Below are 16,949 nucleotides of genomic sequence, written 5' to 3' on the forward strand. Positions count from 1 at the left end.
CTCAGGCAAAAAAATGTACCCCCTTGTATTTTTAGGGCACTCCCTTTTGTACGCTTCCGTTTGCGTAGCGCTTGTCGTATCTTTGCAACCTATTTTCAACCCGTTTATCCATCCATGTCCGCACCCGTAGAAGCCGATCCGAAACACAACATACTGATCAAGGGCGCCAGCCTGCATAACCTCAAGAATATCGACGTGGTTATCCCGAGGAACCGGCTGGTGGTGATTACCGGGATGTCCGGGTCCGGTAAGTCCACGTTGGCCTTTGACACCCTCTATGCCGAGGGGCAGCGAAGGTATGTGGAGAGCCTCTCCTCCTATGCCCGCCAGTTCCTGGGGAAGCTCGACAAACCCAAGGTAGATTATATACGGGGTATCGCGCCGGCTATCGCCATCGAGCAAAAGGTGAATTCCACCAATCCCCGCAGCACCGTAGGTACCACCACCGAAATCTACGATTACCTGAAGCTGCTGTATGCCCGGATTGGGAAGACGTATTCCCCTGTATCCGGGGAAGAAGTAAAAAAGGACCGGGTTTCCAATGTAGTGGATTTTGTGAGGAACTTTGAATCCGGCAGCCGGCTGCTCCTGCTGGCACCCATGCGGATCCCGGAGGACCGGGAGGTTGGCAAATCGCTCGAACTCCTTTCCAAACAGGGATACGCACGGATCAAATACAAGGGGGAAGTTGTCCGGATATCCCCGGAAATAGAAGATGTGGGCAGGGAATTTGACCTGGTGGTCGACCGCATCGTGGTGCGGGAAGGGGAAGATTTCCAAAATCGGCTGGCGGGTGCCGTGGACACGGCATTTTTCGAAGGCAAGGGAGTATGCAGGATCGAGGCACTGGCCAACGGTTCCCAAACCGAATTCAGCAACAAATTCGAAAGGGACGGCATGCAGTTCCCGGAGCCGAACGTCCACCTTTTCAGTTTCAACAACCCATATGGCGCCTGTCCGAAGTGTGAGGGGTACGGGGATGTGATCGGGATAGACGAGGACCTGGTGATCCCGAATACGGCTTTTTCGGTATATGACAACGCCATTTATCCCTGGAGGGGGGAAAGTATGGGCTGGTACCGCGACCAACTGGTCAACTCGGCCTATAAATTTGATTTCCCCATCCACAAGCCCTGGTTTGAACTCACCGAGGAACAGCGGGCCCTCGTATGGGATGGGAACGAACATTTTACCGGGTTGAATGATTTCTTTGCCAAACTCGAGGAGAAGAGCTACAAGATCCAAAACCGGGTGATGCTGTCCCGATACCGGGGCAAAACCCGGTGTACCCGCTGCAAGGGGCGCCGACTTCGCAAAGAGGCCGAGTATGTCCGCATCTACGGCAAATCCATATCGGACCTGGTGGAATTGCCCCTCTACCAGCTGGAGTCCTTTTTCAATGACCTGGAACTCAGCCAGCACGATGCGGATATCGCGAGACGCCTGCTGACCGAAATCCGGAACAGGCTTTCCTACCTGCTTAAAGTGGGCCTGGGGTACCTGACGCTGAACCGCAAATCCAATTCCCTTTCGGGGGGCGAGAGCCAGCGGATCAACCTGGCAACGTCCCTGGGGAGCAGCCTGGTGGGTTCCATGTACATCCTGGACGAACCGAGCATTGGCCTGCACCCGCGGGACACGGAGAACCTGATTGGGGTGCTGAAATCGCTGCGTGATCTGGGCAATACGGTAATCGTGGTGGAACACGACGAGGACATGATGCGCGCTGCCGACCAGATCATCGATATTGGCCCCGAAGCCGGGACGCTTGGGGGTAGTGTAGTCGCGTCGGGCACCCTTGGGGAAATCCTCCAGTCGGATTCCTATACGGCCCGCTACCTGAATGGGACGCTTGAAATCCCGGTTCCGGCCAAACGGAGGCAGTCACGGGGACATATCGATATCCGAGGGGCCCGTGAACACAATTTAAGGAATATCGATGTCCGGTTCCCGCTGCAGGTACTCACGGTCGTAACCGGGGTTTCGGGCAGTGGAAAGAGTACCCTGGTTCGCAAAATCCTCTATCCCATGCTGCAGAAGGAACTGGGGGGCTACGGGGAGAAGGCCGGGCAGCATTCTGCCTTTGAAGGGGAATTTAAATTTGTGAAATACGTGGAGCTCGTGGATCAGAACCCCATCGGGAGGTCTTCCCGCTCCAACCCGGTAACCTATATAAAGGCCTACGACGAGATCCGCAGCCTCTTTGCGGCACAGAAGCTGAGCAAGTTACGGGGCTACAAGTCCAAACACTTCTCTTTTAATGTGGATGGCGGCCGATGCGATAAATGCAAGGGGGACGGGGAAATCACGGTGGAAATGCAATTTATGGCCGATGTCCACCTGGAATGCGACCAGTGCGGAGGGAAGCGATTCCGGAAAGAGGTGCTGGAAGCCACCTTCCAGGACGCGTCCATTGCGGACATCCTGGAGATGACCATCACGGACGCCATCGACTTTTTCGCCAGGCACAATCAGGATAAGATCGTCTCCCGCCTCCAGCCCCTGCAGGATGTGGGGTTGGGGTATGTGACCCTCGGGCAGCCCTCCTCCACCCTCTCAGGGGGCGAAGCCCAGCGGATCAAGCTCGCCTCTTTCCTCGGCAAGGGGCAAAGCCGCGACAAGGGGCTATTCATCTTTGACGAACCTACCACCGGGCTCCACTTCCACGACATCCACAAGTTGCTGACTTCCTTCAATGCGCTGATAGACAAGGGCCATTCCATCGTGGTCATCGAGCACAACATCGACCTGGTCAAGTGTGCGGACCACGTAATCGACCTCGGGCCTGAAGGCGGGGACAAAGGCGGGAAGGTCATGGCTACAGGCACCCCGGAGGAGATTGCCGGGCATCCCGATTCACTGACGGGAAGGTACCTCCGTGAGAAACTGGGAACCTCCTGAATCCGGGGATCGGCACTCTTGCCTTTGCCTCCCGGAAGAAATGTAATGTTGTATATCATTGATATTCAACATTTTATATTCGTTTTCTGATTTTTGGCACGCTAATTGAATGTATAAGGGCGGAATGTAAATAGTTACATCCGGAACCTTTAAACCTTATACGATGAAAAAGTTTGTTTTCCTTTTAGCGGCCCTTTTAGCGGGAACGGTTAGTTCCTCCGCCGCCAGCACAGATGATAAGGTTGCGTTACGCAATGCTTTCAACTATGGCAATTCCTTCATCTTTGTCGAGAATGGCATTACGTTTTCGGTATATCCGGATGGCGAATTTGACTTTTATATCGATGACCGCGTGAATGTGAGCGCCAGTGTGGGCGTGGGACCGGTCGGGGTGACCTTCAACTCCGGTTTTGATTACAACCCCTTTGTCCAGTACGACGATTACGGTGCCATCATCCAGGTGGAAAACATCCCCGTGTTTTACGATTACTACGGACGTGTGAACCGGATCGGCGGGGTGGACATCATGTACCGCAACGGCCTGGCCTACCGGATCGGAGGCATGCGGATCTTTTATAACAGCCGCGGTTTCTACGACTATCACACCGGCTATATCAATGTGTACAACCGGGTATATGTATTCCGCCCGTGGCACCGGTATTTTGCCCGCCCAGCCCTCGGTTTCTGCATGGTGTACAACCGTCCCTACAGGAGGTATTACTCCCCGGTGCGCTATACGTATTACCGCCCCTACCGGTATAACCAACGACGCGCCTATGCATCCGTCGGCAGGACCTACCGCCACGCCCCGAGAGCCGAGCGGACCCGCATATACCGGAACGATAGCCGGGTAAGTGTGCGCAACGACCGGGTACGCAGTACCAGCCGGATTGCCGGAAATGAGCGCTCGGGTGTTCGTTCCAACCAGAACCGGAAGGTGGATACCTATCGCAAGCAGGCCCCTGCCCGCAGGAGTCAGGCAGCGGCCCCGGGACGGGGCAAATCCGCCGAAGCCCGTCGCAGTGCCCCGGCACAACGCACGGTAACCCGTACCAGCCGCGAAGTACGCAGTACCCCCCGCGGTAAATCCGTACAGACGAGCCGTACCGTGACCACCCGGAAGGCAGAAGCCCGCAGGCCTGTCCCCCAGCGAGCCTCACGGAGCTCAGTGTCCACTCAGCGGACACAAAGCGTCAAGCGGGATGCCCCGGCCCGGAAAGCCCCCCAGGCACGCTCTGGAGGCAACACCCGCACGGCGCAGGCCCAGAAAAGTGCCCCGGCCCGTACGATTCGCAAGTCGGCCGTTAAAAGCAACCGACGCAGCGAATCTTCCGCCAGGAGCAGTTCCCGCGGAAGAGGAAACAGCCGCGGCTCGGAATAGAAGATAGTTTTTAGGTTGGTTAGTTGTCAGGACCCCGTGGAGGATTTTTCTTCCCGGGGTCCGTTTTTTTGAAGGAATTGCCAAGCAGTGACAGGGCGTCCCCGGAGATGCCCAACCGATGGACCAGCCCCAGGTAAAACAGGGCGGTAAGCAGGGATTTCAGGGTGATATTGACCAGGGGGTGGAAGGGAAAGGACAACCAGTAAAAGAGAATGCCGGTAAGTATCCCCACCCCGAGTAACCGGAAGGTTTTGGCACTCCAGGGCACCAGGCCGAATTTAATCCGGACAAATACCAGCTTGACCAGGTTGTAGGCGGAAATGGAAATCAGCGTCGCCCAGGCCGCACCGATGAGGCCGTATTCGGGGATCATCCACATATTCAGGCCCACCGTCACCGCCACCAGGCCGATACCAAAAGCCAGCAGCGTCCGATAATAACGGGAATTGTATAGGATCGCCGCGTTGATCCCCAGGAAGGAATCGAAGACCCTGGCCGCCCCGATCAACACCACGATGGCAAAGCCCCCCCGGTAACTCGCGGGCAGGAGCTGGTACAACTCGTCCAGGTTGAGCAGGATCAGCAGATAAATCAGGCCCGCCACGACCAGCAGTGCCAGGGAAGACCTGCGATACAGGCTGCCCAGGCCTTCCCGGTCATCGCTGTGCAGCAGCTCGGCGGTTATCGGGTAGGTGATCTGGTGCATCGCCCGCAGGGGGACAATGATCACTGTGGCGATAAACACGGCCACAGTGTAATAGGCCACGTTCTCGATCTCAATATACTGGTTGATCATAAAGCGGTCCACCTCCAGCAGGAGGACGGAAACGGAGCCCCCTAGGAGGATCAGGGCGCTGTAAACCGTAATTTCCCTGGATTGCCGTGGCATCTGCCACCGGATCCGGAACGGCATCAGCCTCAGGGCATACAGGGCCATCACCAGGCAGCGAAGGACATACAGGAATACCAGCCACCGGAGGAATCCGGTAATGGTAAGCAGTTCCAGATAAAACATCAGCAAAAGCAGCGTGATCCCGAGCCGGACGAAAACCTCCTTTATAAAGGTCCCGAAGGCCGACCGGAGGCACACCTTGCTCCAGGAAAAAAAGATCTCGAAGTAGGCCATGGCCAGCCCGATGATAAAGATATGCCAGACATAATCCCCAACCACGGCATTTTCGCGGGCCAGGAAACTCCCTATCGCCGAGTTCGCCAGCCAGCTGAAAATAGCCAAAGGGACGACAAAGACCAGCGGCAGCAAAAGCATCCGGGTCAGGAAAGGGTCCTTTTGGGCCCCCGTTCGGTTGGCTGCAAAGAATTTTATCAGCGTATTGGGTATCCCAAAGGCCATGATGGGCATTAGCAGGGCCCCTGTAGACAGGATTACCCCTACAAGTCCGAAATAGGTGTCGGACATAAACCGGGTATAGAGGAAGAGGGTGTTGATTGCTCCCAGCCCGAATCCGATATAGGTCAGAACGGTATTTACAATGGATTGTCGGAGGATAATTCCCATAGTATATCCTTTACAAGGCGTTCCGTAAGTGCCCTGCGATGGTATTGCGACACCCCCTCGGGCCGGACCTGCAGGTCGCCTCTGCAATAAAGATCGTACCATTGGCGAAGTTGCGCAAGGATTTCGGCTTTTTGTCCATAATGGAATCCCGCACCACATTGGCTTTCCGCCACGCGTTCGGCTGCTTCCCAGCCTGAAGGCCCGATTGCGAGTACCGGGCGGGCAGCTGCCATATACTCAAAGAGTTTGCCGGGGACAATCCCCCGGGTTTCCGGGCTGTCGATTTCAAGTAGCAGCAGGACCTGTGATTTCCGCTGGCGGTGCAGGGCTTCCTGGTGCGGTACATAAGGGGTCCGGACGGTAAAGGGCTCCAATCCACAGTGGCGGAGGCTGTCCGTGACCTCCGGGCTGACCAGTCCGGTCAGTTCCAACCTCAGGTTCTCCCGGAACCCGGGGGTATCCGCTACCATCTCGGCCAGGGCCTCCCAAAGCGCATTGGGGTTCCGGCCACTGAGCAGGGAGCCGATATGCGCCAACACAAAAGGCCCTTCGGGTTGCGTGCCCGTGGCGGGATCCCTGTCAAACCCGTTGGTGATCACGTGTACCGGGCGGGCAGTACGGGACGCCAGCGACCCGGCGGTAAACCGGCTGGTGGTCAGAATTGCGTCTGCGCCACCCAGGACACGGCTTTCCAGTTCCCTGTGTTTCCTTTTGGCCCGCGGCCCCAGGTACAGGGCGGAATGGTAGCCGATTTCCGTCCAGGGGTCCCTGAAATCGGCCACCCACCTGAGCCCGGGCCGCCTGCCGGCCATTTCCAGTCCGATCAGGTGGAGGCTGTGGGGAGGCCCGGTGGTAACCATCAGGTCAATCCCCTCCTGCTCCAGGATCCCCGGGAGCTCTTTTGCGGCCTTTTTGACCCAGTTTTTACGTGCATCGGGTATGAATAGGTTGCCCCTTACCCATAGCATCAGCCGCTCCAGGAGCCCCGGGTTGTGGCGGCGGATGATCCCGGAACTGATGCGGGTAGTTTGTTTGCGCCCGAACAGCCGGGCCAGGGCGTAAGGTTCCCAGAAGCGGCTGCGAAACACCTTGAGGCCTTCCGGGACCTGGGCTTCGAGCCCCGGATCGGCCATCGGGTAATGGGGTTTCTCCGGGATATACAGGACGGGTTCCATCCCGAAAGTTCGAAGGTATTTTACGAAGTAGAGCCACCGTTGCACCCCGGGCCCCCCTGCCGGGGGCCAGTAATATGTGACGATAAGCAGTTTCCGCATCAATCCGGGGCCTTAGGTTGGCGCCTTAAAATGCTGAAAAGCAGGGCGCCCAGCACAACCGCCAGCAAGCCAATGGAGCCTGCCAGGGAAATCCGGCTTCCCTTCCGGACCACTTCCGGGTCAAAACGGAATTCGACCACATGTTCGCCCGCAGGCACTTCCATGGCCCGGAGTGAATAGTTTACCCGGAAATGGGCTGCCGGGCTGCCATCGATAGATGCTTGCCAGCCATTGGGGTAGTACATTTCCGAAAAAACGAGTACGCCTACCTCCGGATTGTAAGTCCTGTATTTCAGATAATTGGGCCGGTAGCTGACCAGTGAGGCAACCGACGACGAATCAAGGGGTAGCGTGCGATTCCCCATTCCGGGGAAATCCGAGGTGTTCACCACGGCTGCCCTTCCTACCTCCAGGGTATCCAGGGAGCGGATCGCATCATCGGCGGAAGGTACCGCATAGAGGTTTTCAACAAACCAGGCATTGCCCAGGGCCCCCGGATTGAGGGAAACCGATGGGGCACCCTCTTCATTGGGCTGAATCAGGTACTTGGTATTCAGCATATTGAGGACCTTCCGGTTATCGCGGTAGATATGGTATTCAAAAAGATCCTGCAGACGTTTGGGCTTGGCCGCGTGGTACCCTCCCAGGGAATGGTGGAAATAGGAGGTACGGGCGCCGTTGATGCCCTCGCTCAGGTTGAGGACGCGGAACACCGCCGTGTCCCTGAGGATCGCCTGATCTGCCTGGGACATGACAATGGGGGCATTCATGCGCCGTTCGGGCACAAAATCATCCGCGTCCACATAGCGTTTGTCCACGCCAACCAGGTCCACAAGCAGCAGAATACCCAACCCAGCAATAACGAGGTTCTTCCGAAGCCGCCCCTTCAGAAATAGCCAGAGGACACCGGCCGCAAGGAGGACGATGACCAGGGAACGGATCGTATCGTTGATGTAAACGGTTTCCCGGTCCCTGCGGATCAGGGCAACCACTTCCTCCCCGAAATACCGCGTGAGCATCGGGTCGCTGCCGGACGTAAAATCGAACAGGGGCATCGCCAGGAATAAAGCCACCCCCAGCCCGGCCAGGGCAATGGCTGCTGTCCCCAAAGCCCGGAGTTTTCGCGTCGCTTCCAGCTCGGGATCAAAAAACCGTCGGAGCGCAAGCACGCCAAGTATCGGGAAACAGAGCTCCAGGATGACCTGGGCAGAGGATACCGCCCGGAATTTGTCGTAAAGCGGGAAGTATTCGATCATGAAATCCGTCAGCAGGGGGAAATTCTTCCCCCAGGAAAGCAGGAGGGACAGGAGGGCACCCCCCAGCAACCACCATTTGGCACGGCCGTGTACCAGCAAGAGGCCCAGCAGGAACAGGAAGACGATCAGGGCGCCGACATAGGCCGGGGCGGATACGCCGGGCTGCTCTCCCCAGTACAGTTGCAGGTTGTTGCTGAATTCCAGGGCTTGCGAGCGCGGCACCCCCTGGTCTATCAGGAATTCATAGGTCTTTGAATCCTCCCCAAGGGATTCCACCGAGGCGCCCCCGAATAATCGGGGCACGAATAAATTCAGGGATTCGGCAATGCCGTAGCTGTACTGGGTGATATAGCTGCGGTCCAGTCCGTCCGTCTCTGTCTTGGGATTCCCGTCGGGGTCCAGGGTAAGGGCTGATGGCCCCCGGGTGCTCCACTGGGCATATTCCCGGGTTGCCATCAGGGAAGTGGCGTTGGGAAGGATTCCCAGGAGTACTGCCAGGACCAGCAGTCCCGTGCCCAGCGCAAAATGCTTTAAAGCCCCCCTGCGAACGGCGTCAATGGCGTAAACGAGCCCCAGGACCAGGACCAGCATCATAAAGTAATAGGTCATCTGGTAGTGGTTCGCCTGTATCTCCAGGGCCATGGCAAGGGCTGTCAGGACAAACCCCCAAAGATAGCGCCTCCTGTAAACGAGAATGATGCCCCCCAGCACCATGGGCAGGTACCCCAGGGCATGGGCCTTTGCGTTGTGGCCAACCCCGAGGATGATGATCAGGTAGGTAGAAAAGCCATAGGCCAGGGCGCCGAGCACCGCCAGCCGGAATTCCACTTTCATGCAGCACATCAGGATATAAAAGCCCAGCATGTAGAGGAAGAGGTAATCCGCCGGGCGCGGCAGAAAGCGGATGGCACGGTCGAGGTTCTTAAGGTAATCGTTGGGGTACCGGGCACCGAGCTGGTAGGTGGGCATCCCCCCGAAGGCGCTGTTGGTCCAGTAAGGTTCCTCTCCGGTTTCCTTCCGGAACTCCTCCTGTTCCTGGGCCATCCCCCGGTATTGTACAATATCGGACTGGTAGATAACCTTGCCCTGGAGTACCGGGGCAAAATAGGCCAGTGAGGCCAGTGCAAAAAACACCAGCACAAAAAAATGTGTAAAAAATTGCCTGAAATTGCGGTTCATGGGTTGGTCGGTACGGTATTACGGGTTAATCGATTTCCTCATACTCGATATACTCGCCTACCGGTTCCCCGGAGCGTTGCTCTTTTTGGGGTTTCCGGTCTATGGTGACTTCCCCGGTCCGGTTTACATCCCGTCCTGCCGGTGGTGCCTGATTAAATGCCTCCCGGAAGTATTCCTCGGTCTTTCGGCTGGCATAGGATCGCAGCCATGGCCCGAGGAGCCGGCCAAGGATCATCAGGAAATAATAGCCGAGAAGCAGGAAGAGAAGGACCTTTAAAATACCCATATTCTGAACGCTCTGTATATCAAAAGTACGATTCCGACGTTGTATTAACTGTACAAAAGTCCTAAAATAATACTAAATATGGCAGTGAAATCCCGTGGAATCCTTAATAAAACCGGTAAATACGGGCTTCTGGGCGCACTGCTGCTCTCCTGCCCCGTCGCGATAGCCCAGTATACGGATGTGATCAACTCCAACCGGCCGGGAAAAGCCAATGGCGCCTATGCGGTCGGCAAAGGGGTCGTTCAACTGGAATCCGGTCTTTTTTACGAACAGCAGGACCACGCCCTGCTCAATACGGAGTCGGGGATCTATGGCCTGGATGTGGCACTGCGGTACGGCCTGTTTTTTGAGGCGCTGGAATTGCAGTATGAAGGCACCTACCAGAACCAGGACATCACCTATTCCAGCCTGGGCACGGAAGCCTCATTTACGGATTTCTATACAAACCGCCTGGGCGTGAAATACCTGATCTACGACCGGTACAAGGACCCGGAGCGGAACAAGCCAAATATCCGAAGCTGGCGGGCCAATAACGTATTCCAGCTCAAAAACCTGATTCCCTCCGTCGCGCTTTACGGCGGGGCGAATTTTATACTGGGTGAAAATCCTTTTTACCCGGCGGAACCCACAATCTCGCCCCGGGCAATGGTTGCGACCCAGAGCCGTCTGTCGCCGCGTTTTGTACTGGTCACGAACATCGCCTACGACCGGATCGGGACGGACTTTCCCGAATGGAGTTACCTCATTTCCCTCTCCCATGCCTTCCGGAACCCCAGGTGGAGCGTTTTTGTGGAAAACCAGGGCATCCAGAGCGACCGCTACTCGGACGTGCTGCTCAGAAGCGGCGTGGCCTACCTCTTCAGTTCCAATTTCCAGGCCGACCTGAACCTGGGAGCGGGATTTAAGAATACCCCGAGCCGGATCTTTATCAGCACCGGGGTCTCCTACCGCCTGGATTTCCACAAGGACGAACTGGTCCCAATCGAAGATCAGGAGCGGATTGGCCGGAATTCCATGCGCAAAGGTGGCAGGAAGCTTTCCAAAGCCGAGAGGCGCAGCCAGCGGCGTGCGGAACGCCGCAATAAAAAGCGGCAGAAAGGACAGGATGACGGCGATGGCGGGGGCGACGAGTGGGACATGGATGGCCTTTAGCCGCTGAATTCCTTCAGGGGCTTTACACTATGGCCAAAGTTTCCTAATATTGCTGCTTGCAAACGCAGCCTATGATCCGAATAGAAGAAGCCCGGTCCAGGAAGGATTTGAAGTCCTTTGTGCGCTTCCCCTTCAAGCTTTACCGCAATTCCCCTTACTGGGTCCCGCCGATCATCAGCGAGGAGCTGGCATCTTTTGATCCGGCCGTCAACCCGGTATTCCGGCAGGCAGATGCCCAATTCTTCCTGGCGTACCGGGGGCGGGAGGTCGTGGGCCGCGTGGCTGCCATCGTCAACCGGACGGAGGTGGAATCCCAGGGGTTGAAAAAGATGCGTTTTGGCTGGTTCGATTTTGTGGATGACCCCCAGGTGAGCCGTGCCCTGATTGAAAAGGTAGCCGAAATCGGGATCTCCCGGGAACTGGAATACATGGAAGGCCCCATGGGGTTTTCCAATATGGATAAGGTGGGCGTCCTTACGGAGGGGTTTGACCATATCGGCACCATGGTTACCTGGTACAATTACCCCTATTACGCCAAACACCTGGAGGACCTCGGGTTTACCCCCGAAAAAGAATACCTGGAAAGCAAGTTTCCGGCCTCCAATGCGGACCCGGCACTCTTTACGCGGGTCGAGGCCATGATCCGGGAGCGCTATGGCCTGCGTGCGCTGAATTTTAACAAGACGTCCGACATCATGCCCTGGACCGATCAGATGTTCGACCTGTTCAATGCTTCCTATTCCAGCCTGTCGTCCTTTGTTCCCATCTCCGAAGCGCAGAAAGCCTACTTCAAAAAGAAATATATCGGGTTCATCAACCCGGAATACATCAAATTTATTGTCGACAAGGAGGATCGGATCATCGCCTTTGCCATCGTGATGCCGGCTTTTTCAAAAGCACTGCAAAAAGCCAGGGGCAGGTTGTTTCCCCTGGGTTTCCGCCACCTGCTGCACGCCAGGAAACACAACAAGGATGCGGTATTTTACCTGATCGGCATCGACCCCGAATACCAGAACAAGGGGGTGACCTCCATCATCTTCAACGAATACTACAAAGTCTTCAAGGAAAAGGGGATCGAAATGTGCTACCGCACCCCGGAGCTCGCCGAGAACAAGGCGATCCAGCAAATGTGGAAACACTTTTCCCCTGAGGTATACAAGCGCCGCCGTACCTACCGCAAATCGCTGACATAAAAAAACCCGGTCGCATTGCCGGGTTTTGTGAGGGAGCCGGGGAACCCGGGCCCTGTTGGGTCTTCGTTTTCAATGGGTTATTCGCCCATGGCGGCGGCAACAGCTGCGGAGAGCCGTTTATACGTGCCGTTTTGCAACCGCTCCCGGATGGCGGAAAACGCCTCCAGGGTTTCTTCGATATCTTCGGCGGTGTGGGTGGCTGTGGGGATCATACGAAGCAGGATCAACCCCTTCGGGATCACCGGGTACACCACGATGGAACAGAAGATACCGTAATTTTCGCGCAGGTCTTTTACCAGGGCCATCGCCTCAGGGATACTCCCGTTCAGGTACACGGGTGTGACACAACTACTGGTGGTGCCTATATCGAAACCGCGCTCCTTGAGCCCGTTCTGCAGCATGTTTACATTCTCCCAGAGCTTTTCCTTGAGTTCCGGCATGGTCCGTAGCATCTCCAGGCGCTTCAGGGCCCCTTTCACATAGACCATGGGAAGGGATTTGGCAAACATCTGGGAACGGAGGTTGTACTTCAGGTAATCGATGATTTCCTTGTCGGCAGCGAGGAAGGCCCCGATTCCCGCCATGGATTTCGCAAAGGTTGCAAAATAGACGTCGATCTCATCCTGTACCCCCTGCTCCTCCCCGGCCCCGGCCCCGGTCTTCCCGAGCGTGCCGAAACCATGGGCATCGTCTACCAGCAGGCGGAAATTGTATTTACTTTTAAGGGCGACAATTTCCTTCAGCTTACCCTGTTCGCCCCGCATACCGAAAACGCCTTCCGAGATAACCAGGATACCCCCACCGGTCTGCTCTGCCAGTTTGGTGGCCCGCTCCAGGTTTTTTTCGAGGGACTCGATATCGTTGTGCTTGAAGGTAAACCGTTTTCCGACGTGCAGCCGCACCCCATCAATGATACAGGCGTGGGAATCCACATCGTAGACGATGATGTCATCCTTGGAAACCAGGGCGTCGATGGCCGACATGATCCCCTGATACCCGAAATTCAGCAGGTAGGAAGCCTGTTTGTTCACGAATGCCGCAAGCTCCTCCTCCAGTTGCTCGTGGAAATCCGTATGGCCGCTCATCATCCGTGCGCCCATGGGGTAGGCCGCACCGTGTTCCAGGGCGGCTTCGCCGTCCACCCTCTTTATTTCGGGCAGGTTGGCCAGCCCCAGGTAGTCGTTGATGCTCCAGGTGATGACTTCCTTTCCCTGGAATTTCATCCGGTTGGAGATCGGGCCTTCCAGTTTGGGGAACACGAAGTATCCTTCTGCCTGGGATGCCCAACGACCGAGCGGACCTTTATTTTCAATGATGCGATCGAATAAATCTTTCATGTAGTTTAGCTTGGTTTCACACATTGTGAGAAGGATCAAAACCCGAACGAACTACTGGTCGTTCCGGTCCCGATCCGGGGCAAAAGTACAGAAATTTACGACGAAATCATAGCAATGCCGGATGGCAATTGCCGGAATTTTTGCATCCCTTCGGACCCGGGGGCTGTGTTCCCCTACCTACTTGATTACCTGGATTTGCTGCACTTCCCCTACGTGCTTGCTGTCGAAGAACCCCTGGTCCTCCATCCATTTATCGCTGTAGATCTTGCTCATGTAGCGGCTGCCGTGGTCCGGGAATATGACAACCACCCGGCTGTTTTCATCAAATTCACCGTCCTGTTGCAACTGTTTGAGGGCCTGCATGGCGGCGCCACTCGTGTAACCGGCAAAAATCCCTTCGCTGCGGCACAGTTCGCGGGCCGTGTGGGCACTTTCCTCATCCGTCACCTTTACGAACTGGTCGATGACCGTAAAGTCCGTGGCATCCGGGATCAGGTTCTTCCCAAGACCCTCGATGCGGTACGGGTAGATTTCCTCCGTATCGAATTCGCCGGTTTCGTGATATTTTTTGAGTACGGAACCGTAGGCATCCACCCCGATAATCCGGATTCCCGGATTTTGCTCCTTCAGGAAGCGGGCCGTACCGGAAATGGTCCCCCCCGTGCCGCTGCATGCGAGCAGGTGGGTAATTTGGCCGCCGGTTTGCTCCCAGATCTCCGGACCCGTGGTGGCGTAATGAGCCTTGATATTGAAATCGTTGAAGTACTGGTTGATATAGATGGAATTCTGGGTCTCTTCGTGCAGCCGCCGCGCCACCTGGTAATAGGAGCGCGGGTCGTCCGCGCTGACATGGGCCGGGCAGATATAGACCTTGGCACCCATTGAACGCAGCATGTCGATTTTATCCCTGGAAGATTTGGAACTGACGGCCAGGATGCAGTCGTACCCCTTGATGATACTGACCATGGCCAGGCTGAATCCTGTGTTGCCCGAGGTGGTTTCTATCACCGTGCTCCCGGGTTTCAACAACCCGCTGCGCTCGGCTTCCTCAATAATGAAGTGGGCAATTCGGTCTTTGGAGGAGTGGCCCGGATTGAAGGCCTCAAGTTTGGCAAAGTATTCGCCGGGGAAACCCGTCGTCAGTTTGTTCAAACGGACCAGGGGGGTTTTGCCAATAAGTTCCAGGATGTTATTGAACGCCTTGATCTCTTGTTCCATACAGTAAGGTTAGGCTCATAAACCGTCAGGAACGGTTCGGATTTAGGGGCAAAATTACTATTTTTTTTTGATTACGGCACTTTTCCTTCCAGATCCAGGAGGAAGGCGTATTCCATAGCGGTTTCCCTCAGGGCCTCAAAACGCCCGGAAGCCCCGCCATGACCCGCCTCCATGTTGGTGTGTAAAAACAACAGGTTATTGCCTTTTTTCATGCACCTGAGCCTGGCCACCCACTTTGCGGGTTCCCAGTATTGTACCTGGGAGTCGTGCAGGCCGGTGGTAACCAGCAGATGCGGGTAGGTCTGTTCCCGTACATTGTCATAGGGGGAATAGGATTTCATGTAATCGTAGAACTCCGGGTCTGCCGGATTCCCCCATTCATCGTATTCGCCTGTTGTCAGCGGGATGCTTTCATCCAGCATGGTCGTGACCACATCCACGAAGGGTACGGCGGCAATCACCCCCCGGAAGAGTTCGGGGGCTTCATTCACGACAGCCCCCATGAGCAGCCCACCGGCCGATCCCCCATAGGCGTAGATGTGCTCGGGGCTGGTAAACTTTTCGGCGATCAGATAGCGGGCACAGTCCACGAAATCCGTGAACGTATTCCACTTTTTGAGCAGTTTGCCCTCTTCGTACCAGGGCCGCCCCAGGTATTCCCCGCCCCGGATATGCGCAATGGCGTAGATAAAACCCCGGTCCAGGAGGCTCAGGCGAACTGTGGAAAAGTAGGGGTCCGTGGTGCTGCCGTATGAGCCGTACCCGTAAAGCAAGAGGGGGCTCGTACCATCCAGGGGCGTTTCCCTGTGGTAGACGAGGGATATGGGTACCCTGACCCCGTCACGGGCAGTTGCCCACATGCGCAGGGACCTGTAGTTTTCCTTCCGGAAGTTCCCGCCCAGTACTTCCTGCTCCTTCAGGATGGTCTTCTGGCGGGTGGCCATATTGAACTCGACAATGCTGTAGGGAGATGTCATCGCATTGTAGACATATCGGAGGTTTTCCGTGTCGAAATCCAGGTTGATGTACGGATAGGCCACGTAAGTTTCATTGTCGAAGGGGAGGTAATAGTCCTCCCTCCCATCCCAGCGGACTATGCGCATTTTACTCAGGCCATTGTCCCTTTCCGACACCACGTAATAGTCGCTGAAAATATCGAGGTCCTCGATCAGGACGGTCTCGCGGTGCGGGATGAAGGGTTCCCAATGCCGGCTATCGGTGCTGTCTTCCCGGGTCCGCATCACCTTGAAATTAATCGCGCCGTCCCGGTTGGTCAGCACGTAGAACCAGTCCCCATAGTGGTAGATGGAGTATTCGACGCCCCGTTCCCGGGCCGAAAAAACCCGGAAATCGCCGTCCGGCTGGTCTGCCGGCAGTATGCGGTATTCCGAAGTCAGGGTACTGAAGGACCCGATAATGATGAACTTTCGCGACTTGGATTTATAGACGTAGGTGTTGAAGGTGTCGTCCGTTTCCCGGTAAACGAGCTCATCTTCGGACGCCGGGGTCCCCAGCCGGTGTTTATATACCGAATCCGCCCGGAGGGTTTCCGGGTCCTTGCGGGTATAAAACAACGTCCGGTTGTCCGTGGCCCAGACTGAGCTCCCCGTGGTATGTTCAAGCAGGTCTTCGAAAACCTCGCCGGTTTCCAGGTCCTTGATCCTGATTTCATAGAGCCTGCGGGATACAACGTCCGTGCCGAAAGCTGCCAGGCGGTTGTCCGGGCTAACGGAAATCCCGCGAAGGTCAAAATAATCATGGCCGGCGGCCAGGAGGTTGGCGTCAAAGAGGATCTCCTCTTCGGCCTCCATGGATTCCCTTTTGCGGGCATAGACGGGATACTCCCTGCCGGTCTCGAAGCGGGTGATGTACCAGTATCCACTGAGCTTATAGGGTACCGAGGTATCGTCTTCCCGGATACGGGACTTCATTTCCTGGAACAGCACCTCCTGGAACTCCTTGGTATGGGAGGTCATCTCCCGGTAATAGGAGTTTTCAGCTTCCAGATACCGGATGACCTCCGGATTCTCCCTTTCCCGCAACCAGTAGTATTCATCGGTGCGTTCATCGCCGTGAAACGCCAGTATGCGTGGTTTTTTTGCTGCTATCGGTGGCTTGGGGGTCGGCATGGGAGGCTCATCGTTTATATGCGATTGCAAAAATAGTGTTTCTCATAAAATTGGAACGGTGGCCGGGCCCGTGGGTACAGCTGCCCGAAAATTGGCGTATTTTTGACATGGAACTAAAATTTAAGAC

Annotated in this window: 11 protein-coding genes; 4 read left to right on the top strand and 7 right to left on the bottom strand. The window is 56.0% G+C overall.

All coding sequences use genetic code 11. The features are described 5' to 3' along the window. Positions 1-114: 114 nt before the first annotated feature. Together uvrA and H7F20_RS15100 are read left to right on the top strand one after the other, a co-directional pair. The gene (gene uvrA / locus H7F20_RS15095; RefSeq protein ID WP_185786995.1) at positions 115-2,901 is read left to right on the top strand and encodes an excinuclease ABC subunit UvrA; all 2,787 of its coding nucleotides are present in this window, start codon (positions 115-117) and stop codon (positions 2,899-2,901) included. Between the two features lie 163 nt (positions 2,902-3,064). Further along, positions 3,065-4,282: a hypothetical protein gene (locus H7F20_RS15100; RefSeq protein WP_185786996.1), complete on the top strand. Its 1,218-nt coding sequence runs from the start codon at positions 3,065-3,067 to the stop codon at positions 4,280-4,282. 19 nt (positions 4,283-4,301) lie between these two features. On the opposite strand, the gene H7F20_RS15105 is transcribed toward H7F20_RS15100, so the two are convergent. The 4 genes from H7F20_RS15105 to H7F20_RS15120 are packed head-to-tail and all read right to left on the bottom strand — an operon-like array spanning position 4,302 to position 9,793. Continuing rightward, positions 4,302-5,798, bottom strand: coding sequence for a polysaccharide biosynthesis C-terminal domain-containing protein (locus H7F20_RS15105; protein WP_185786997.1), 1,497 nt, complete (start codon positions 5,796-5,798; stop codon positions 4,302-4,304). Beyond that, positions 5,768-7,072 (bottom strand): glycosyltransferase, encoded by a 1,305-nt coding sequence (locus H7F20_RS15110; protein WP_185786998.1) that lies wholly within the window; start codon positions 7,070-7,072, stop codon positions 5,768-5,770. Before H7F20_RS15110 ends, H7F20_RS15105 begins: the two co-directional genes overlap by 31 nt. Then, positions 7,072-9,507: a hypothetical protein gene (locus tag H7F20_RS15115; protein ID WP_185786999.1), complete on the bottom strand. Its 2,436-nt coding sequence runs from the start codon at positions 9,505-9,507 to the stop codon at positions 7,072-7,074. Before H7F20_RS15115 ends, H7F20_RS15110 begins: the two co-directional genes overlap by 1 nt. Before the next feature lie 25 nt (positions 9,508-9,532). Next, on the bottom strand, positions 9,533-9,793 hold the full coding sequence (locus tag H7F20_RS15120) for a DUF4834 domain-containing protein (RefSeq protein WP_185787000.1): 261 nt from the start codon (positions 9,791-9,793) through the stop codon (positions 9,533-9,535). A 78-nt stretch (positions 9,794-9,871) separates the two neighbouring features. Between H7F20_RS15120 and H7F20_RS15125 the strand changes: the two genes are divergently transcribed. Together H7F20_RS15125 and H7F20_RS15130 are read left to right on the top strand one after the other, a co-directional pair. Beyond that, positions 9,872-10,945, top strand: a complete 1,074-nt coding sequence (locus H7F20_RS15125; protein WP_185787001.1) for a transporter — start codon at positions 9,872-9,874, stop codon at positions 10,943-10,945. A gap of 71 nt (positions 10,946-11,016) precedes the next feature. Further along, positions 11,017-12,138 (top strand): GNAT family N-acetyltransferase, encoded by a 1,122-nt coding sequence (locus H7F20_RS15130; RefSeq protein WP_185787002.1) that lies wholly within the window; start codon positions 11,017-11,019, stop codon positions 12,136-12,138. A gap of 77 nt (positions 12,139-12,215) precedes the next feature. Here the strand turns inward: H7F20_RS15130 and H7F20_RS15135 are convergent, their stop codons facing one another. The 3 genes from H7F20_RS15135 to H7F20_RS15145 all read right to left on the bottom strand — a co-directional run bounded on the left by H7F20_RS15135 (position 12,216) and on the right by H7F20_RS15145 (position 16,822). Then, the gene (locus tag H7F20_RS15135) at positions 12,216-13,475 is read right to left on the bottom strand and encodes an aminotransferase class I/II-fold pyridoxal phosphate-dependent enzyme (protein WP_185787003.1); all 1,260 of its coding nucleotides are present in this window, start codon (positions 13,473-13,475) and stop codon (positions 12,216-12,218) included. Positions 13,476-13,652: 177 nt separating this feature from the next. Then, positions 13,653-14,693: a PLP-dependent cysteine synthase family protein gene (locus tag H7F20_RS15140; protein ID WP_185787004.1), complete on the bottom strand. Its 1,041-nt coding sequence runs from the start codon at positions 14,691-14,693 to the stop codon at positions 13,653-13,655. A 71-nt stretch (positions 14,694-14,764) separates the two neighbouring features. Next, positions 14,765-16,822, bottom strand: a complete 2,058-nt coding sequence (locus H7F20_RS15145) for a S9 family peptidase (RefSeq protein ID WP_185787005.1) — start codon at positions 16,820-16,822, stop codon at positions 14,765-14,767. Positions 16,823-16,949: the final 127 nt, after the last annotated feature.

The organism is Robiginitalea sp. SC105 (assembly GCF_014243345.1).
Classification (GTDB): Bacteria; Bacteroidota; Bacteroidia; order Flavobacteriales; family Flavobacteriaceae; genus Robiginitalea.